The sequence below is a fragment of the Bradyrhizobium sp. SZCCHNR1002 genome (genome assembly GCF_032381435.1).
Lineage (GTDB): Bacteria > Pseudomonadota > Alphaproteobacteria > Rhizobiales > Xanthobacteraceae > Bradyrhizobium > Bradyrhizobium aeschynomenes.
This window is the reverse complement of sequence record NZ_JAUHIS010000008.1, coordinates 62,310-82,169: the sequence shown is the minus strand read 5'-3', so window position 1 is coordinate 82,169 and position 19,860 is coordinate 62,310. Positions and strand designations below refer to the sequence as shown.

Annotated in this window: 18 protein-coding genes; 4 read left to right on the top strand and 14 right to left on the bottom strand. The window is 65.9% G+C overall.

The window, feature by feature from the left end; translation table 11 throughout:
• The first annotated feature begins 348 nt into the window (after positions 1–348).
• Entirely contained in the window at positions 349–672 is a 324-nt protein-coding gene (gene rpsU, locus QX108_RS29665) for a 30S ribosomal protein S21 (RefSeq protein WP_315723986.1), read from the top strand.
• A 46-nt stretch (positions 673–718) separates the two neighbouring features.
• On the opposite strand, the gene QX108_RS29660 is transcribed toward rpsU, so the two are convergent.
• The 11 genes from QX108_RS29660 to cobS form a co-directional block, all read right to left on the bottom strand.
• Positions 719–907 carry a hypothetical protein gene (locus QX108_RS29660; RefSeq protein ID WP_315786769.1) on the bottom strand — a complete coding sequence of 63 codons (189 nt, stop codon included), beginning with the start codon at positions 905–907 and terminating at the stop codon, positions 719–721.
• A 388-nt stretch (positions 908–1,295) separates the two neighbouring features.
• Positions 1,296–2,906: an ABC transporter ATP-binding protein gene (locus QX108_RS29655; RefSeq protein ID WP_315786771.1), complete on the bottom strand. Its 1,611-nt coding sequence runs from the start codon at positions 2,904–2,906 to the stop codon at positions 1,296–1,298.
• A gap of 3 nt (positions 2,907–2,909) precedes the next feature.
• A complete protein-coding gene (locus tag QX108_RS29650; RefSeq protein WP_172114503.1) occupies positions 2,910–3,749 on the bottom strand; it encodes an ABC transporter permease in 840 nt (279 codons plus the stop codon).
• On the bottom strand, positions 3,746–4,717 hold the full coding sequence (locus tag QX108_RS29645; RefSeq protein WP_315786775.1) for an ABC transporter permease: 972 nt from the start codon (positions 4,715–4,717) through the stop codon (positions 3,746–3,748). The genes QX108_RS29650 and QX108_RS29645 overlap by 4 nt, the downstream gene beginning before the upstream one ends.
• 246 nt (positions 4,718–4,963) lie before the next feature.
• Complete coding sequence (locus tag QX108_RS29640) at positions 4,964–6,511, bottom strand: ABC transporter substrate-binding protein (RefSeq protein WP_315786778.1); 1,548 nt, start codon at positions 6,509–6,511, stop codon at positions 4,964–4,966.
• 371 nt (positions 6,512–6,882) lie between these two features.
• The gene (locus QX108_RS29635) at positions 6,883–7,308 is read right to left on the bottom strand and encodes a hypothetical protein (protein WP_315723977.1); all 426 of its coding nucleotides are present in this window, start codon (positions 7,306–7,308) and stop codon (positions 6,883–6,885) included.
• A gap of 52 nt (positions 7,309–7,360) precedes the next feature.
• Positions 7,361–8,461, bottom strand: a complete 1,101-nt coding sequence (locus QX108_RS29630) for an LLM class flavin-dependent oxidoreductase (protein ID WP_315786781.1) — start codon at positions 8,459–8,461, stop codon at positions 7,361–7,363.
• Positions 8,462–8,679: 218 nt separating this feature from the next.
• The gene (locus tag QX108_RS29625; protein WP_315786784.1) at positions 8,680–9,792 is read right to left on the bottom strand and encodes an NADH:flavin oxidoreductase/NADH oxidase; all 1,113 of its coding nucleotides are present in this window, start codon (positions 9,790–9,792) and stop codon (positions 8,680–8,682) included.
• 101 nt (positions 9,793–9,893) lie between these two features.
• Positions 9,894–10,970 (bottom strand): esterase-like activity of phytase family protein, encoded by a 1,077-nt coding sequence (locus tag QX108_RS29620; RefSeq protein ID WP_315786787.1) that lies wholly within the window; start codon positions 10,968–10,970, stop codon positions 9,894–9,896.
• Positions 10,971–11,034: 64 nt separating this feature from the next.
• The gene (gene cobT, locus QX108_RS29615; RefSeq protein WP_315723969.1) at positions 11,035–12,936 is read right to left on the bottom strand and encodes a cobaltochelatase subunit CobT; all 1,902 of its coding nucleotides are present in this window, start codon (positions 12,934–12,936) and stop codon (positions 11,035–11,037) included.
• A gap of 142 nt (positions 12,937–13,078) precedes the next feature.
• A complete protein-coding gene (cobS, locus tag QX108_RS29610) occupies positions 13,079–14,077 on the bottom strand; it encodes a cobaltochelatase subunit CobS (RefSeq protein WP_172114496.1) in 999 nt (332 codons plus the stop codon).
• A gap of 288 nt (positions 14,078–14,365) precedes the next feature.
• Between cobS and QX108_RS29605 the strand changes: the two genes are divergently transcribed.
• Positions 14,366–15,022, top strand: coding sequence for a DedA family protein (locus tag QX108_RS29605; protein ID WP_315726576.1), 657 nt, complete (start codon positions 14,366–14,368; stop codon positions 15,020–15,022).
• Positions 15,023–15,038: 16 nt separating this feature from the next.
• Here QX108_RS29605 and QX108_RS29600 read toward each other — a convergent pair whose 3' ends face one another.
• On the bottom strand, positions 15,039–16,262 hold the full coding sequence (locus tag QX108_RS29600; protein WP_315786789.1) for a citrate synthase family protein: 1,224 nt from the start codon (positions 16,260–16,262) through the stop codon (positions 15,039–15,041).
• A gap of 82 nt (positions 16,263–16,344) precedes the next feature.
• Between QX108_RS29600 and QX108_RS29595 the strand changes: the two genes are divergently transcribed.
• The gene (locus tag QX108_RS29595; protein ID WP_315786791.1) at positions 16,345–17,433 is read left to right on the top strand and encodes a citrate synthase/methylcitrate synthase; all 1,089 of its coding nucleotides are present in this window, start codon (positions 16,345–16,347) and stop codon (positions 17,431–17,433) included.
• Between the two features lie 37 nt (positions 17,434–17,470).
• On the opposite strand, the gene QX108_RS29590 is transcribed toward QX108_RS29595, so the two are convergent.
• Positions 17,471–18,112: a J domain-containing protein gene (locus QX108_RS29590; protein WP_315723963.1), complete on the bottom strand. Its 642-nt coding sequence runs from the start codon at positions 18,110–18,112 to the stop codon at positions 17,471–17,473.
• A gap of 110 nt (positions 18,113–18,222) precedes the next feature.
• Here QX108_RS29590 and QX108_RS29585 point away from each other — a divergent pair, with 110 nt between their 5' ends.
• The gene (locus QX108_RS29585; protein WP_041751115.1) at positions 18,223–18,492 is read left to right on the top strand and encodes a BolA family protein; all 270 of its coding nucleotides are present in this window, start codon (positions 18,223–18,225) and stop codon (positions 18,490–18,492) included.
• Between the two features lie 12 nt (positions 18,493–18,504).
• On the opposite strand, the gene QX108_RS29580 is transcribed toward QX108_RS29585, so the two are convergent.
• The gene (locus tag QX108_RS29580; RefSeq protein ID WP_315786795.1) at positions 18,505–19,809 is read right to left on the bottom strand and encodes an HlyC/CorC family transporter; all 1,305 of its coding nucleotides are present in this window, start codon (positions 19,807–19,809) and stop codon (positions 18,505–18,507) included.
• Between the last annotated feature and the right edge of the window lie 51 nt (positions 19,810–19,860).

The window sequence follows — 19,860 nt, the reverse complement described above, 5'->3', positions numbered from 1 at the left end:
AAAGGCACAGCGGCTAATCGAACCTCCTGAAGGTAGAGACTTTCCGTGGAATTACAAGGCCGCGAGGGAAATATAGTTTGCGGTAGCCGACGCAGCGCGTCAGCGCGCTGGCAATGTCAGCCGATCACCCTTATCTTCGAAGGACCATCGGTAACGGCTTGGCCACCGCTGGCTGAGAGACGTCTCGTGCTCCCGCCTTCCCATGGAGGGGATCACCATGTCTCATGACAATCTGAGCAACTCATCACATTGAAGCGTTGTCGTGCGCGCTGCCGTCCGCGGCGTTGCGACGGTCGACGACGCTTCGGCAAGATCTCATCGATCTCGATGAAGACAAGGAGGACGCTTTTGCAGGTTCTTGTTCGTGACAATGACGTCGAGAAGGCGTTGCGCATCCTGAAGCGAAAGATGCAGCGCGAGGGCGTCTTCCGCGAGATGAAGCGCCGCCGATCCTACGAGAAGCCATCCGAGCGCAAGACGCGCGAGAAATCCGATGCGATCCGGCGTCAGCGCAAGGTTGCGCGCAAGCAGGCGATCCGCGAAGGGCTGCTGCCGGCGCCGGTGAAGAAGGTCCCCGTGGCCCGGCCGGGCGCGTTGCCCTCAACGACGCCGACGCGACCCGACCGCGACAGACCCCAGGGTCAGCCGGCCTTTGCAGCTCCGCGCAGCTGAACTAGCGGCGGCGGCTCGCCGATGCGGCCGTGAATCAAGCTCGCAGTCACGCCAGCTTTTTCGGCTGTTTGCTCTCGCGAACAGCCGCTTCACGCGCCAGACGCTCGGCCTTCAGCCGCTCCCGGTTCTGATCGAAAGCGCTCTGCGCCTTCTCATAGTCATTCCTTTGCACCGCAGCCGGCTTGAAGGCCTTGTGAGCCTCGAGCACGGCAGCCGTTGGCTTGCGCTCTGACATGATGAGCTTCCTCGTTAGATGATCGATACGGCAGCGACATCCTGGCGACACTGGCACAGGAGAGCCACGGTTCCATGACGGCCTCGATCGACGGAGCACATCCGTTGTCGCCAGCCGAGTTCTTGAGCCAATTCTGGGACCAAACTTTCTTGGACCAAACTTTCTTGGACCAGGCTTTCTTGGACCAGGCTTTCTTGGACCAGGCTTTCTTGGACCAGACTGCCTTGGACCCGATCCCCGGGGTCGACGCGGCCGCTCTGCGATTGCCCGGCCGCGTGCTCATGGTCTCCCGTGCTTATAACCCAAATACGCCGATTATGTTGCAAGTCATTCAGACCGAGCTCGGCGTGCTTCTTCGTCGCTCCCTCCCGCCGGCGCCGGCGCACACTCACGCCACCTCCTGCTTGCGGCCGGGCACCGCGGCGAGCAGCTCGCGTGTATAGGCATGTTCGGGATCGGCGAACAGGGCGGCCGTCGGCTTCAGCTCGACGATCTCGCCTTTCTGCATGACCGCGATCCGGTCGCAGATCTGCGCAGCGACGCGCAGGTCATGCGTGATGAACAGCATCGACAGGCCGAGGCGCGCCTTCAGATCCTCGAGAAGGCGCAGCACCTGCGCCTGCACCGAGACGTCGAGCGCCGACACCGCCTCGTCGGCGACGATGATCTCCGGATCCAGCGCAAGCGCCCGCGCAATGCCGATGCGCTGACGCTGGCCGCCGGAGAACTCATGCGGGTAGCGGCCGATGGCGCCGGCATCGAGTCCGACCAGACCTAACAATTCCTGGGCGCGCTTCAGCGCGGCCTCGAGCGGCGTGCCCCGCGCGACCATGCCGTCGGCGATGATGCGGCCGACCTTGCGGCGCGGGTTGAGCGAGGCGAATGGATCCTGGAAGATCATCTGGATGCGATGGCGCTGCGTCCGCAGCGCACGGCCGTCCAGCGCCGTGAGATCGACGTCGCCGATGCGCACGGTGCCGCGATCGGCCTCGATCAGCCGCATCACGAGACGCGCGACAGATGACTTACCCGAGCCGGATTCGCCGACGAGGCCGAGCGTCTCGCCCTGATGGATCGCGAAATTCACCGCATGCGCGGCGCGCGTCTCGCGCTTCGGCCGGAACCAGCCGGTCGGGGTCACGTAGGTCTTGTCGAGGCCGACCACCTCCAGCGCCCGCGGCGCATCCTCACGTGACCGACGCGGCGGCGGATCGAACGACGGGACGGCGGCGAGCAACGCCTTGGTGTAGTCGTGCTGCGGCCGGCCAAGCACGGCCTCCGCCGTGCCCTCCTCCACCACCTTGCCGTGGCGCAGTACCACGACCTGGTCGGCGATATCGGCGACGACGCCGAAATCATGGGTGATGAACATGACCGCCATGTTGTGGCTGGCCTGCAGGTTGCGGATCAGCTTGAGGATTTGCGCCTGCGTCGTGACGTCGAGCGCCGTCGTCGGCTCGTCGGCGACGAGCACGGCCGGCTCGAGCGCGAGCGCCATCGCGATCATCGCGCGCTGCCGCTGGCCGCCGGAGAGCTGATGCGGATAGGCGCGGATGATGCGCTCGGGATCGGGCAGCCCGACCTCGCGCACCAGCGCCAGCGCCTTGGCGCGGCGCTCCTTCGGGCTCAACAGATCGTGCGCCTCGAACACCTCCATCAGCTGCTCGCCGATCCGCATCAACGGATTGAGCGCCGTCATCGGCTCCTGGAACACCATGGCGATGCGGCGGCCGCGCAGGTCGCGCCAGCCGTCCTGATCCACCGAGAGCAGATCGCGTCCCTCGAAGGCGATCTCGCCGCTCTCGACCTTCACTGTGTCCGGCAGCAGGCCGAGCAGCGCATGCGCGCACATCGACTTGCCGGAGCCGGACTCGCCGACGACGCAGACGATCTTGCCCGCGGTGAGGTCGAACGAGACGCCGTCCACGGCGTGGGTGCGCTCGGCACCCTTGGGCAGCGCGATGCGGAGATTCTTGATCGAAACGACGGGATCACCCATGCCTCACCTGCCTTCCCGCGACAGGCGCGGGTTGAGTGCGTCGTTCAGGCCCTCGCCGATCAGGTTGAGGCCGAGCACCGACAGCAGGATGGCAACGCCGGGGAACACCGTGATCCACCACGCCTGACGAATGACGGTGCGACCGGCGCCGACCATGTAGCCCCAGGAGATCAGGTTGGGATCGCCGAGGCCGAGAAACGACAACGAGGATTCCAGAAGGATCGCGGTGGCGACCATCAGCGAGGCCAGCACGATCACCGGCGACAATGCGTTGGGGAGGATCTCGCGCCAGATGATCCAGGCATTGCTCTGGCCGGTGACGACGGCCGCCTGGACGTATTCGCGGGTGCGCAGGCTCAGCACCTCGCCGCGCACGAGACGCGCGACGGGCGGCCAGCTGACGAGACCGATGGCGGCAACGATCGAATAGATCGAAGGCTGCAGGATCGCAACCAGCACGATGGCGAGCGCGAAGCTCGGGATGGTCTGGAAGAACTCGGTGAAGCGCATCAAGGCGTCGTCGACGCGGCCGCCGAAATAGCCGGCGATGGCGCCGAGCGGAACGCCCACCACCAGGGCCACCAGGGTCGATACCAGGCCGACCAGCAGCGATACGCGGGCCCCGAAGATCAGCCCCGCGAGCACGTCGCGCCCCAGCGCGTCGGTGCCGAGCGGCACCTTCGCCAGCGTGAATGGCGGGACGAACGGCCGCTGCACCATCCGCCACGGCGAATTGGGAAAGTAGAACGGCCCGGCCACCGCGATCACGATCGCCAGCACGAGAATGATCAGCCCGATGATCCCGCTCGGGCTGCGCAGCATGGTGCGCCAGAACTGCCTCATGAAGCGTACTCGATGCGCGGATCGACCAGGCGATAGACAAGGTCGGTGACGAGATTGAAGATCAGCACCATCGCCGAGGAGACCACGAACACGCCGAGCAGGAGATTGTAGTCGCGCTGGATCAACGCATCGTACATCAGCCGGCCGATGCCGGGCCAGGCGAACACGGTCTCGGTCAGCACCGCGCCGCCGACCAGCGTGCCGGCATGAACGCCGGCCAGGGTCACCACCGGCAGCAACGCATTGCGCAGGACGTGACGACGCAGGATGATCCCGTCGCGCAGGCCCTTGGCGCGCGCGGTCTTGACGAAATCGAGCCGCTTGACTTCCAGCATCGAGGCGCGGGTCATGCGGGTGTAGGTGGCCATGAAGAACAGGCCGAGCGTGGCGGCCGGCATCATCAGATGCGCACCGACGTCGAGCGCGTGGCGCAAACCGGTGTAGCCGGCACCGACGGTCTCATAGCCGAAGCTCGGTAGCCAGTCGGCCCAGACCGAGAACAGCAGGATCGCGATCAGCGCGATCCAGAACAGCGGCGTGGCGTAGAAGATCAAGGCGAGCACCGTGATCGCGGTGTCGAGAAAGGTGCCGGCGAAGCGCGCGGCCAGCACACCGAACAGGATACCGAGACCAAGCGAGATCGCGAACGCCGTCAGCGTCAGCAGCAGGGTCGCCGGCAGCCGCTCGGCGATCAGCTTGGCGACCGGGGCCTGCTGGCGGAACGAGAAGCCGAGGTCGAGGCTGGCGATGCCCTTGACGTAGATGAGCAACTGCTCCGGCAAGGGCCGGTCCAGACCGAACTTCTCGCGGAGCTGCGCCACGAAGATCTGGTCTGAGGCGCCGGCCTCGCCGGCCATGACCACGGCAGGGTCGCCCGGCGCCAGCCGGATCAGGAAGAAGTTCAGCACGATGATGGCGAGAAGGACGATGACGCCCTTCACGACGCGCTGGGCAATGAAGGAGAGCATGAATGGCCCGTGGTGGTCGGCTCAAGAAGCAGGTGGAGCACCGGGGGCACAGCGCACACCGCTGCGCCCACAGGGCTATCGTTCGTGATCAGAGCTTTGCGCTCATCTGTCTCGACATCGTCATGGCCGGGCTTGGCCCGGCCATCCACGTCGGCCGGCATGCTGAGAACCACGTGGATGCCCGGGACAAGCCCGGGCATGACGGAGTAACGAACTGCAGGATCACACGTCGCGACAGCCCCTCAATCATTTATCGAGCCAGGCGTCGCGGAAGCCGTCGTTGACGCCGATGCCGGTGGTGATGAGGCTCTTCACCTTGCACTTGGTGATGGTCGGGAACTGCAGCTCGAGCAGCCAGGCCACCGGCACGTCCTCGGCAAGGATCTTCTGCACCTTGTCGTAGGCCTCCTTGCGCTTGGCATCGGTCGGCGCCGTCGCGCCCTCGGCGAACAGCTTGTCGACCTCCGGATTGGAGTAGCCCTCGACATTGTTGAACAGCTGGCCCTTGGCGATCGCCGAGGTGATGTAGTTGCGTGAGACGCCGAGTGCGGGGTCTCCGTACTGGTAGAGATAGGTGAAGGCGATGTCGTAGTCCCACTCCATGATCTTCTGGTTGCCGCCGGGGACATCGGTCGCGATCGTCTCGATCGTCATGCCGACGTCCTGCAGGTTCTGCTTCACCGCCTCGCCCCAGCGCTGCCAGGTCTCGCCATAGGCCAGCGGCAGCATGCGGATCTTCTCGCCCTTGTAGCCCGCCTCCTTCAACAGCGCCTTGGCCTTCGCGGGATCGTACGGATATTTCGGCACGTCGTCGCTGTAGAACTTGATGGTCGACGCGGACGGGCCGGTGGCCACCTTGCCGAGCCCGTTCCAGATCACATCCTTCGCGAAGTCGCGGTCGATGGCGTACATGATCGCCTGCCGCACCTTCTTGTTGGCGAGGATCGGGTTGCGGTTGTTCAGCCACATCCAGGACAGCGGCGAGAAGAACTCCCAGCCGGCGCCGGTGACGCAGGCGCCCGGCAGCTTGGAGACGCGCGGCACGTCGAAATTCTCGATTGAGCCGCCCGGCAGCACGTCGACTTTGCCGGTCTCGAACGCCACGGCGCGCGCAGCGGCGTCGGGAATGATCTGCCAGTAGACCTCGTCGAGATAGGGCTTGCCCTTCTCATGGTAGTTGGGGTTTTTCACCATGCGGATGAAGGAGCCCTTCTGCCATTCCTTGAACATGAAGGGGCCGGTGCCGACCGGCGCGTTGTTGTTCGGATTGGTCTTGTAATCGGTGCCTTCATAGAGATGCTTCGGCACCATCGGCATCGAGCCGACCTCGAAGATGCCGATGAACGGTCCAAACGGCTCCTTCAAGGTGAACACCACGGTGAGATCGTCGGGCGCCTCGACCTTCTCGACCATCACCAGATTGTTGCGGGCGCGCGCATGCGTCTGCTTCAGCATCTCGATCGAGAACAGCACGTCGGCCGAGGTGAACGGCTTGCCGTCGTGCCAGGTGACGCCCTTCTTCAGCTTGAAGGTATAGACCTTGGCATCGGGGCTGACGGTCCAGCTCTCGGCGAGGCCGGGGAGCGGCTCGAGCGTGGGGCTGTAGCGCAGCAGGCCTTCGAAGATGTTGCCGGAGACCATCTGGGTCGGTCCGTTCTGCACCATCGCCAGCATCAGGCCGGGCGGCTCGGGCTGGATCACCGCATTGACCACACCACCGGTCTTCGGCTCCTGCGCATGCGCCGCGGACAGCCCGCAGCCGACGACGACACCCAGCAATACCCGTTTCAGCATGATGAACTTCCCAAATGTTTCGACCGGCCACGATGCATCAAGCGCGCCAATGCGCTCGATCCTGCCATGCGGCTTCTGATGTGACGCCTGCTCTGCGTGCATGGACTGGTGGATCGCCCATGCGCAGCGCTATGGAACGGGCTTCGATCCTCACACTGACGATGCTTTGGAAACATCGCCAGGACCTGCATCGGCCGTGCGTTGCGCAGCGGTCGACGGTCCTCACAGGTCAAGCCCCGACGTGGAGGCTCACACGGCTGCAAACAGCATCGCAAGCTGAAACTCGCGACAGCGTTAGCTCAAAAATTGGACAGGTTGTTAGATCGCGGCATCCTGCCTTGCCGTCCGCTCAGGACGCGATCTCGGCGCCATCAGCGCCGCATCCGCGCAATCGCACCTGCGACAATCTGCATCACCACGCCGATCACCCAGCCCGCCATGATCAGCGAAGTCCAGACGATGTGCGGATCCTCGCGCAGGATGATGATGCCGACGGCGAAGAAGGCGGTGAGGGTGGCGAGGAAGGTGCCGACGGCGCTGAGGAACTCGGCGGCGTCGATCTTCCGCTCGGCCGGCGTGCCCTCCTCATGCGGGTGAAACGGTATCTGGGGCGTATCGATGCCGAGATAGAAGCCGAACGCGCCCGACAGCATCATCACCACCAGGAAGCCCTGCGTGGTGAGCCACGGCACGCTGGAGCCGACATGGGCGCCGACGAACACGCCGCAGGCCGCTCCCGCCAGGGCAAGACCCGACCGTTCGAGCACATGGGCGGATTGGCGGACACGAATGCGCATGGGAGGCCTCTCTGATCGGACCGGCGCGCCGGCGCCGGTCCGATCATCAATGTTACGCCGCCTTGGTCATGTCGGCATTGAGATGGCGCAACCTCGGCATCACCTCCTGCTTCAACAGGCGCAACGAGTTGTGCCAGGCTTCGGGCTTGTGCTTGTAGTCGAAGCCGAACACGCACAGCGTCCCGAAGCCGCCGACCTCGTGCCAGATCTTCTCGATCTTCTCGGTCACCGTGGCCGGCGAGCCGATGATCCAGTTGCGCCTGGCGCAATAGTCCACTGTCACGTCGGTGTCGGCCACCTCGGGCGAATGCTTCAGGTAGTCCTTGAAGCCGAAATGGCTGAGGAGAGGCAGGAAGTACTCGCTCATCATCCGTCCCATCATGTCGCCGGTCGAGAGCCGCCACGCCTCCTCGTCGGTTTCGGCGACGAACACCTCGCGCACCAGCCGCCAGTCGTTGCGACTGGGAGTCCGTCCGGATTTGGCGGCGCCCGCCTCGACCGAATCCCAGTGCGACGACACATAGGCCGGGTTGAGGTTGAGGCTCATCGGAATGAAGCCGCGCTCGCCGGCGAGCTTCAGAGTGTCCGAGTTCTTCGACAGGCCGGCGACGCCGATCGGCGGATGCGGCGCCTGCACCGGCTTGATGTGCGGCTTGAGGAAGTCGAACATCACATCGGGCTTGGTCACCGTCCAGTATTTGCCCTTGTGCGTGAACGGCGCCGGCTCGGTCCAGAGACGCAGGATGATCTCGAGCGCCTCGCGGGTCATCTCGCGGTTCTGGCCGCTCATGCCGTCGACGTTGAACATGGCCCAGTCGCTCGGCAGGCCCGATGCGGCGATGCCGAAATTGAGCCGGCCATCGGAGAGATGATCCAGCATCGCGACGCGGTTGGCGAGCTCGGCCGGGTGGTGATAGGGCAGCAGGAAGCCGCCGGGGCCGAGGCGGATGTTCTTGGTCTCGCGAAAGGCCTGCGCCAGGATCAGGTCGGGCGCCGGATGCGGCTCCCAGGGCGCGGTGTGATGCTCGCCGATCCAGGCTTCCTGATAGCCGAGCTCATCGAGCCAACGCAGGACCTGCAGGTCCCACTCCTGTCCCTCCTTCAATCCGCACTCCGGCGGATGCGAGGGCATCGTGAAGTATCCGATTTCCATGGCGCTTTCCTCTCGCGTTTATACTGCGGCGCACCTTTGTGATGCGCTCATCGTCACGCGAGACGAAACACGACCAACGGAGTCGGCAACGCCGCACGTGGTCTGCGAAGTGTAGCACTTCGTTCGACAGCGGCAATCGTCCGCTGTGTCGCTGGCGGAATGATGACCCGCGGATTTCTGCAATGCTGATCCGCGCGGTCATCACTATCAATTGCACGTCAACGTGCGCCGAACGTCGTCCGGCCGAACAGCTCCTTGTGCGTTGACGGCTGCGAGCGCCAATATTGCGGAGGGGCGGCGACCTGTCCGCCCAGCTCGGCGGCCGCATGCCAGCCCCAGCGCGGGTCGTAGAGCATGCCGCGGGCGAGTGCGACCATGTCGGCCTTGCCGGAGGCCACGATCTCCTCGGCTTGCTCCGCCTGCGTGATGAGGCCGACCGCCATGGTTGGTAGTCCCGTCGCCTTCTTCACGGCCTCGGCAAATGGCACCTGATAGCCGGGCCCGAGCGTGATCTTTTGCAGCGGCGAGACGCCGCCCGAGGACACGTCGATCCAATCGACGTCGCGGCGCTTCAGCTCGTTGGCAAAGGCGATGGTCTGGTCGAGATCCCAGCCGCCCTCGGCCCAGTCGGTGGCCGAGACGCGCACACCGACCGGCCTGTCCGCGGGGAAGACGGCGCGCACGGCATCGAAGACCTCCAACGGGAAGCGCATGCGATTTTCGAGCGAGCCGCCGTAGGCGTCGCTGCGCTGGTTGGCGATCGGCGACAGGAACTGATGCAGCAGATAGCCGTGCGCGCCGTGCAGCTCGATCGCGTCGATGCCGAGGCGGGCGGCGCGTTGCGCCGCAGAAACGAACGCATCGCGAATGCGTGCGAGGCCTGCCGCGTCGAGCGCCTCCGGCGCCAGCTCGCCGTCCTTGTGCGGCAGCGCCGAGGGCGCGACGGTCTGCCATCCGCCATCAGCGATTGGAATCTGCTGGCCGCCATCCCACGGCTTGTGGCTGGACGCCTTGCGGCCGGCATGGGCGAGCTGCATCGCGATCGCTGTCTTGGAATGCTTGCGCACTGAAGCCAGGATTGGCGCAAGCGCGGCTTCCGTCGCATCATCCCACAGCCCGAGGCAGCCGGGCGTGATGCGTCCGATCGGCTCGACATGCGTCGCCTCGATGCAGAACATCGCCGCACCCGACAGCGCCAGCGTGTTGATGTGGGTGAAGTGCCAGTCATTGGCCACGCCATTCTCGGCCGAGTACTGGCACATCGGCGACACCATGATGCGATTGGCGAGCTCGAGGCTGCGCAGCTTGATCGGAGTGAACAGGGCGCTCATGCTGATTTCCAGGCTGGACGGATTTCACGGTGATCTGAGGCCTGGGAGTGTCGGCGAAGGACGGCCCGCGGTCAACGCGACCGTCGCGGCGCGGTTGCGGCTCATTCCACCAAGGTGAACTGCAGCAAGAGGGTGCGCTGGATCATCGAGAAATTATCGTCGGAGACCAGGGTCAGCACGGTCTCGCCCTCGGGCGTCACATGCGCATCGATGCCCTCGAGATTGTCGATCTCCTGGCCGAGATCGGCCGAGAAGATCGCCGGACCGTCGACCAGCGCGCCCGGCGCGATCTGCGACAGCGCCAGCCGGCGAATCCGGACGCCGACGCCATTGAACAGCGAAAACTTCCGTTCCAGCACCAGCAGGTCACCGGATGGCAGCAGCACGGCATCGCTGACGTCGAAATCATTGCTTCTGATGATGCTGAACTGCCCCGCAGCTGGACCGCCGATCAGGAAGGCCAGCAGATTGCCGTTCGCATCCAGGCCGCGTTCGGACAGCGCAATCAGCGTTCCGGCGAGCGGCAGGCCCTTGGGTACCGCCACAAGGGCTTCCAGCCCCTTGTTGTTGGGCAACCGCCTGGCCGCGGCCGGCAGCGGCAGGATCTCACTGCGCGCGCCGGTCCCACCCTTGGCGAAGTCATAGCGCAGCAGTTGATTGACGCGTTCGAGGCCGACATAGACGACGTCGCCATCACGCGCGAGCGACTCGGAATCATACCAGCCGCGTTCGGTGATGGGCCGTCCGTCCGGCGCGAGCAGCGGCGCCGCCTCGACATCCGCCAGCCCTGCGATCTCGCGGCCGGAGTAGACGATGCGGCCGGTGAACCAGCCGCCCTTGTCGCTGATCGCAAGGAAGCGCTCGCCTTTGGCGTCGAGGCGGATGCCGGACAGGCCGCCGAAGCCCGGAAACGGCGAGGTCAGCGCCGCGCCGCTGCGGTATTGCAGCATCCCGAATCGCAGATGCGTCCGATCGCGCAGGTCGAAGGACGGCAAGGGCCGTGCCTTGACCTCGATCCTGACTGCCGACGTGACGGAATGCTCATCGACCGCGGCGCGCCTGCGGACCGGCGGCGATGCCGATTGCGCCGAGACGTTGCGGGACCATGCCAGAGCCGCCGCTCCGCCGAGGGTCAGCGCAAGGAAGCGCCTGCGGTCGGCGATCGCATGCAGCGACATCGTCAGCGGGGCCCCCTCCCCACGACCTCCTCCGATGCGGAGGAGGCACGCATCCGCTTCTTGTCTACGAATGCAGCTTGCGCTTTGGCCCCCGCGCAGGCTGCGGCGCCGCGTGGGTTTCGGTGAACAGCTCGGCGAGCTTCTCGGTGATGGCGCCGCCGAGCTCCTCGGCATCGACGATCGTGACCGCGCGGCGATAATAGCGCGTCACATCGTGGCCGATGCCGATCGCGATCAGTTCGACCGGCGAGCGCGTCTCGATCTCCTCGATGATGTGGCGCAGGTGGCGCTCCAGATAGTTGCCGGGATTGACCGACAGGGTGGAGTCGTCGACCGGCGCGCCGTCCGAGATCATCATCAGGATCTTGCGCTGCTCGGGACGGCCGAGCAGGCGCTTGTGCGCCCAGTCGAGCGCCTCGCCATCGATGTTCTCCTTCAGCAGCCCCTCGCGCATCATCAGGCCGAGATTCTTTCGCGCGCGCCGCCACGGCGCATCGGCCGACTTGTAGATGATATGGCGGAGATCGTTGAGCCGGCCGGGATTGGCCGGCTTGCCGGCCGCGAGCCACGCCTCGCGCGACTGCCCGCCCTTCCAGGCGCGTGTCGTGAAGCCGAGGATCTCGACCTTCACGCCGCAACGCTCGAGCGTGCGGGCGAGAATGTCGGCGCACGTCGCGGCCACGGTAATCGGGCGACCGCGCATCGAGCCGGAATTGTCGAGCAGCAGCGTCACCACCGTGTCGCGGAAGGTCGCTTCCTTCTCGCGCATGAACGACAGCGGCTGATAGGGGTCGATGACGACGCGCGACAACCGCGCCGGATCGAGGATGCCTTCCTCCAGATCGAACTCCCAGGCGCGGTTCTGCTGCGCCATCAGCCGGCGCTGCAGCCGGTTAGCCAGCCGCGCGACGATGCCTTGCAGATGCGCGAGCTGCTTGTCGAGATAGGAGCGCAGCCGCTCCAGCTCGTCATGATCGCACAGGTCCTCGGCGGCGATGATCTCGTCGAACTTCGGTGCGAAGGCGTGATATTCCGGTCCGCGCGGCTCGTTGGCACCGCCACGGTTCGGCCGCGTCGCCTCGCCCGGCGTCTCGTCGTCGCCGAGCTCGCCATCGTCGAGCGTATCCGAGGCCGACGCCTGCGCCGCCTCCATCGCGCTTTCCGACATCTCGTCCGACGTCGTCTGCGCCTGGTCGGCACTCATCTCCTGCGCGGCGTCGGAATCGGGCGAGCCTTCGGCGCCGGACTGATCATTGTCGCCATCGCGATTGTCGTCGTTGTCCTCGTCCTCCTCGGAATCGGCATTGCGCTCGTCGCCGAGGTCGAGTGCCGACAAGAGATCGTGGACGAGGTCGCCGAACTTGGCCTGGTTTTCGGTGAAGCGGCTGAGCTCATCGAGGCGCGAGCCGATCTTGTCCTCCAGGAACGGCCGCCAGAGGTCGACGACCTTGCGGGCCGCATTCGGCGGCGCCATCCCGGTCAGCCGCTCGCGCACCATCATCGCCAGCGCGTCCGATAGCGGCGCATCGGCGCGGTCGGTGATCTCGTCATATTTGCCGCGATGGAAATGATCATCGAGCATCGCCGTCAGGTTCTTGGCCACGCCCGCCATGCGCCGCGCACCGATGGCCTCGACCCGCGCCTGCTCGACCGCCTCGAACACGCCGCGCGCCTGCGGATTGCCGGGGATCAGCTTGCGGTGAATTTTCGGATCGTGGCAGGCGAGCTTCAACGCAATCGAGTCGGCATGACCGCGCACGATGGCGGCATCGCGCTTGGTCATCTTGCGCGCCGGCTCCGGCAGCCGCGCCTTGCCTGGCGAGAGGCCCGGACGTTCGGCGGCGAAGGAGACGTCGAGCTCGGGCGCCCGTGCGATCGCGCGCAGACAGCCGGTGACCGAGCGCTTGAACGGCTCGGTCGGGGCTTCCTTGGTTCCGGGACGGAGTTTGCTGTTGGATGTGGTCATCTTGTCCCTGCGGCCTGTCGTCCCGGCGAACGCCGGGACCCATAGCCACCGGCGGTCATCTCATCGCGTCGACGCCAACTCCGGCGCATCGCCGAAACGTCACGGCGTGGGTCCCGGCTCAAGGCCGGGACGACGCCTTCAATCAGCTCAGCGCCACGTTGATCGCCGATTCCGGCAGCTCCGCATTGAAGCAGCGCTGATAGAACTCCGCGACCAGCGGACGCTCCAGCTCGTCGCACTTGTTGAGGAAGGTCACGCGGAAGGCGAAGCCGATGTCGCCGAAGATCTCGGAGTTCTCGGCCCAGGTGATCACGGTGCGCGGGCTCATCACGGTGGACAGGTCGCCGTTCGCGAAGGCGTTGCGCGTGAGGTCGGCGAGGCGCACCATCTTGTTGACGGTGTCGCGGCCCTGCGCATTCTGATAGTGCTTGGCCTTGGCCAGCACGATCTCGACCTCCTCGTCATGCGCCAGATAGTTCAGCGTCGTGACGATCGACCAGCGGTCCATCTGGCCCTGGTTGATCTGCTGCGTGCCGTGGTAGAGGCCCGACGTGTCGCCGAGGCCGATCGTGTTGGCGGTCGCGAACAGGCGGAAGGCCGGGTGCGGCTTGATCACCTTGTTCTGGTCGAGCAAGGTCAGACGGCCCGACACTTCGAGCACGCGCTGGATCACGAACATCACGTCCGGGCGACCCGCGTCGTATTCGTCGAACACCAAGGCCACGTTGTGCTGCAGCGCCCAGGGCAGGATGCCGTCGCGGAACTCGGTGACCTGCTTGCCGTCCTTGACCACGATCGCATCCTTGCCGACGAGGTCGATACGGCTGATGTGGCTGTCGAGATTGACGCGCACGCACGGCCAGTTGAGTCGCGCGGCGACCTGCTCGATATGGGTCGACTTGCCCGTTCCATGGTAACCCGTGACCATCACACGACGGTTCTTGGCGAAGCCGGCCAGGATCGCAAGCGTGGTCGCGCGGTCGAAACGGTAGTCGGCATCGACCTCGGGGACGTGCGGGTCGGTTGCGGAAAAGGCCGGCACCTCAAGGTCGCTGTCGATCCCGAACACCTGCCGCACCGACACCTTCATGTCGGGCACACCGGTCATCTCCTGCGCATTGGTCGTAGCGGCGGTCGTCATTCATCCTCCGAGGTCCCGGGCATTCCCGAAACCAGATTTCATGTTTGGCTGCGGTTGAAGGGCTTCAGACGCCAGCCTAGCAGAGAGCACGCGCGGGCAGAAGCCTAAGCCTTGATCAAAGTTCCGTCGTTATATCATCGAGATAGGCATGGGACGACGTTTTTGGAAGGCTGCCCTGCGGAAAGCGCCACCTTTTGGCCGCGAGCCGGCGCTCGGGCTTGCGACGTGGCACTCCCGGGCGGACGTCCTACTTATCGACGTGTCGTCGCCCCTACCAGCAGGAACCGCGTGGCCCATCTGCTCGACCCCCTGATTGCCTTCGTCTCCGCCCATGCGGGACTGGCCTATCTGACCTTGTTCCTGGCCGCACTGCTCGAGGCGGTCCCGATCATCGGCTCGGTGGTGCCGGGAACGACCATCATCCTGGCACTGAGCGCGCTCATTCCAGGCGGCGAGCTGACGCTGCAATGGGTGCTGGCTGCGGCGATCCTTGGTGCCGTGATCGGCGACGGCGGGGCCTTCTGGGTCGGTCATCGCCGGCAGCGCGAGATCCTGACGACGTGGCCGTTCTCGAACTATCCCCGCCTGGTGGCGCAGAGCGAGGCGTTCTTCCATCGCTTCGGCACGCTCGCGATCTTCTTTGCCCGGTTCGTGGCGCCGATCCGCGCCGTCGTCCCCATCACGGCCGGCGCCCTGGATATTCCGCCAGCCCGCTTTTACGCCGTGAACATTCCAGCCATCGTGCTGTGGGCCTGCGCCCATGTTCTGCCGGGCGTCTTCGCCGTGCAGCTGCTGCACCGCTACGGCGGTATCCCCCATCACAGTCACGTCGCCAAGTCGACGTGGATCCTTGCGGCGGTGGCGGGCACGCTCGTGGTCTGGCTTGGGCTGCGAATGCTGCGGAAGCGACGCGAAACCCGGCTCGCAGCGGGCACGGCCGAATAGGCCCCGGCTGCGTCCGCTAAAGCGTGGTCAGGGTGGCGCCACGGCCAGGGATCGGTCCGGTATAGCGCGCCCTTGGCCGGATCAGGCGGCCGAACTGCAGCTGCTCGCAGGCATGCGCGATCCAGCCGACACAGCGGGCCATCGCGAACAGCGCCAGCTCGCTGCCCGGAGGCAGCCGCAGGCTGTGCACCAGCACGGCCAGCGCATAATCGATGTTGACGAACTCGCCGGTCGCTTCCGCGATCCGCTCGGGCACCTCGCGGGTGAATTTGCGCGGCGCGCCGGCCCGCGTCAGCGCCTCCAGCAGCGAGATCGCGCGCGGGTCACCGCGCTTGTAGACACCGTGCCCGAAGCCGGCGAAGCGCTCGCCGAGCGCGACGCGCTCGCGGATCAGCGGCGCGACATCGCGGTCGATCAGGGTCTTCACCAGTTGCGACGCCAGCACGCCGGCGCCGCCGTGTTGCGGGCCTTTCAGGGCAGCGAGGCCTGCGATGACCGCGTCGTAGAGACTGAGGCCGGTCGACGCCGCACAGCGCACGGTGAAGGTCGACGCGTTCAGCTCGTGGTCGGCCAGCAGCACCAGGGTGCGGCGGATGAGATCCGCAGCATGCTTGTGCTCGGGCGCCCAGGCCTTGGCGACCTGGATGTGGAGAGGCTCTGCCGAGGGCGGCGCGTTCAGCATGGTCGCGACGACGAGGCGAACGATGCGGGCGCCGATCAGGGCGCGACCATCCGGCGAGCGGTTGAAGGCCGAGGGATCGGCATTGGTTGCCAGTGCGAGGACGGAGATGGAACGGTCGATCGGGGCCGCGCGGCGGGCGGCCTCGGCGATGATCTTCATCTCCTCCGACACCGCCGGAAGATTGTCGGCAGCGAAGGGATCGATCGCGGTGACGTCCCACAGCAGAGTCGCAGCGTGCTCCAGCGAATCGCGCTCGGCGAGCTCGACGCAATTGACGCCCCGATAAATCGGACCAGCCTCGGTGATCGTCGACACCGCCGAATCGAACACCGGCAGATCGGCATCGAAGCTGCGGAACGCGCGCGGCTCGGGCGCCGGCGCCCGCCGCTCCTTCAGCGCTCGGATGTCCTCGGCGCGATAGCGGTTGCTGCGGGAGTTCGGCGACGGCTCCGAACGCACCAGGCCACGGCTGACATAGGCGTAGAGCGTCGCCGGCGAGATCGCCAGCTCGGCAGAGGCCTCGCGGGCCGATAGGTAAAGGCTGCTGTCTTTTTTCATATTGATCAGCTTAATCAAGATTGATCAATCTGTCGACGGGGCGAATCCTATAGGCGTGACCAATCACGCAGGAGATCGCGCCATGACCATCCAGCTCTCGAAATCCCCCGTCGGTCTCGATGGCGTCGCCGCCGCCGAGACCGTGCTCAGCCATGTCGACGGCCAGCAGGGCGAGCTGATCATCGCAGGCCACCGGGTGGCCGACCTCGCCGCCGCCGGCGGCTTCGAGGGCGTCACGGCCCGGCTTTGGAGCGCCGGGACGAAGCGCAGCGTCAGCGAAGCCGACGTCCGCGCCAGCCTCGGCCTGGCCCGCCAGCGCGCCTTCGCCCGCCTGCCCGAGCTGCTCGCCGCCACCGCCGGCCTGTCGATCATCGATGGCTTTCGCGCCGCCGTCGCCGCGCTGCGTCCCGAGGCTGGTCTCGCCGACGAGGCCACCCTCGTCGGCGCCTGTCCGGTCATCGCCGGCGCCCTGGTGCAGCGCGCCCGGGGGGCGCGGCCGATCCCGCCCAGCCCGGATCTCGGCCATGCCGCCGACACCCTCCGCATGGTCCGCGGCGACACGCCAGCCGATGGCGAGGTGGCCGCGCTCGACACCTATCTGGTCACGGTCAGCGACCACGGCATGAACGCCTCGACCTTCGCCGCACGGGTCGTCGCCTCGACCCAGGCCGATCTGTTCGCGTCCATCACCGCCGGCTATTGCGCGCTGACCGGCCCGCTGCACGGCGGTGCGCCGGAGCCGGTGCTGGAGATGCTGAATGCGATCGGCACGCGGGAGAACATCAAGCTCTGGGTCGATGCGGCGCTATTGCGCGGCGAGCGGCTGATGGGGTTCGGCCACCGCATCTATCGGGTGCGCGATCCCAGGGCCGACGTCCTGAAGGGCGCGATCGAGCGGCTGGCGGGCAGCGGGGCGGATCTGCCGTTCGCGAGCGAGGTGGAGGCCTACATCCGCCAAGCGCTGCGGCGGAAGAATCCGGAGCGCGTGCTCGACACCAATGTCGAGTTCTTCACCGCCATCCTGCTCGATGCGCTGAAGATTCCACGCCAGGCGTTCACGCCGATCTTCGCGGTGGCGCGGGCCGCCGGCTGGACCGCGCATGCCCGCGAGCAGCAGCGGACGGGACGACTGATCCGGCCGAGCTCGGCCTATATCGGGCCGAAGCCCTGACCCCGGGCCACGCGCGCGGCAGCCTGGCTGCCGCGCGTCAGCCCTTCACGACCGTCTTCAGATAGTTATAGGCCTTGATGATCTCGATCAGGCGATCCTCGGTGGAGCGGTCGCCGCCATTGGCGTCGGGGTGATGCTGCTTCACCAGCGCCTTGTACTTGGCCTTGACGTCGTCCAGCGTGGCGTCCGCACCGAGACCCATTACTTGAAGCGCCTTGCGCTCGGCATTGAAGACCTTGCGCGTCTCCGCCTTCGGTGCGGACTGCGGGCCGGGGCGCCAGCCGGCGCGGCCGTTGATCTCCGCGAACACGCTGAACGGATCCGACGCATCGCCGAGATCGCTCTCGGCATTGCCCGTGCCACGCTTGCCCGCGGTATTGGCGCCCATCTTCCAGGTCGGGCGATGTCCGGTCAGCGCATCCTTCTGATAACGCGCGACCGCATCGGCATTCATGCCGGAAAAGAAATTATAGGACTGGTTGTACTCGCGCACATGGTCGAGACAGAAGTGCCAATACTCGCGCTGGTTCTCGCGCCCCTTGGGCGCGCGGTGCGAGCCGCGGTTCGTGCAGTCCGGCCACTGGCACGGCTGAGCCTCCTCGCGCACCGGCTGCCGCGAAGCCGCCTTTTTGGGCTTGATGCGGATGGAGTCGAAGAATTTGTTTGAATCGATCGGCATGGCGGACTTTGACTACGCTCCGCGAAAAGCTTCAAGTCTTGACATTACGAATACCTCAGGCGGGGCCGGCCGATTGACGAAAAATAATTTGATGCGTATTTGCAAAGACCATGCGGACCCAGGATGCTATCATTGAAAAGTTGCGCGAAGCTTTCTCGCCCGAAAGCCTCGACGTGCAGGACGAATCACATCTGCATGCTGGCCACATGGGACACCGCCCCAGCGGCGAGACCCATTTCCGCGTGTATATTGTGTCGCAGGCCTTCGCCGGCAAGAGCCGCGTCGATCGCCACCGCCTGATCAACGCCGCATTGGCGGCGGAACTTGCAGGATCAGTGCACGCGCTGGCGCTGCATGCGAAGGCGCCGGGCGAAGCCTGATCTGATCCCGGATTAGAACGCCGTGCCCGCACGGCGCGGCCGTGTCTCCTCGGTTTCGCCGCGCGGCACCGGCACGATGCGCAGCGCGGTGATGCGATTGCGCTCCCGGCGCAGCACGCGAAAGCGGAAGCCGTGGAACGTAAAGCTCTGGCCACGCTCCGGGATCGAACGGGCCTCGTGGATCACGAGGCCGGCGACGGTCGTTGCCTCCTCATCGGGCAACGTCCAGTCCATCGCGCGATTGAGATCGCGGATCGGCACCGAGCCATCGACGACGACCGATCCGTCCGGCTGCACGCGCACGCCGGCGACCTGCACGTCCTGCTCATCGGAGATGTCGCCGACGATCTCCTCGAGAATATCCTCCAGCGTGACGATGCCTTCGACCTCGCCATACTCGTCGACCACCAGTGCAAAGTGCGTCTTGCGGCGGCGGAACGCCTTGAGCTGTTCCGACACCGAGCGCATCTCCGGAACGAACCACGGCGGCAGCGCCAGCGAGGCGACATCGATGTGCGACACATCGCCTTCGGCCGAGCGGATCGCACGCAGCAGATCCTTCGCATGCAGCACGCCGATGATGTTCTCCGGCGTGCCGCGCCACAGCGGAATGCGTGTGTACTCGGTGGCGAGCACCTCGCGCACCAGCTCCTCCTGCGGCAGATCCGCGTTCACCATCACCATCTCGGTGCGGTGAACCATCACGTCGGACACCTGCAATTCGCGCAGGTCGAGCAGGCCGCCGAGCATGTCGCGGTCCTGCTTCTCGACCTTGCCTTCGTGATGCAAGAGATCGACGGCGCCGCGCAGGCGCTCGGTCGGCGACAGGATCGGCTGATTGGCGCCGACCTTGAAGCCGATCAGCCGCATCAGGACACGCACGATCGCCTCGATGACGGCAAGCACCGGACCGAGCACGATGACCGTGCCGCGCATCGGCCGCGCCACCGCCAGCGACACGCGATCCGGCGCGTTGATGGCAATCGTCTTCGGCAGCACCTCGGCGAAGATCACGACCAGCGCGGTCATCACGCCGGTCGCGTAGAGCACGCCGACCTCGCCGAACCAGGCGGTGAAGATCCCGGTCGCCAGGGCCGAAGCGCCGATATTGGCGATGTTGTTGCCGAGCAGGAGCGCGCCGATCAGGCGCTCGCGCATGTCGAACAGGCTCGACACCACGTCGGCATCGCGATTGCCCTGCTTCGACAGCCGCAGCATCGAGGCGCGGGAGGCGCCAGTCAGCGCGGTCTCGCTGAGCGCAAAGAAGGCTGAGGCAGCCAGGAGGAGGATGACGATGGTGAGGGTGAACCAGTCCATGACGCCGATGTCGCTCTCGAGGGAGGCCGCCGATGATGCGCCTGCGCTGCT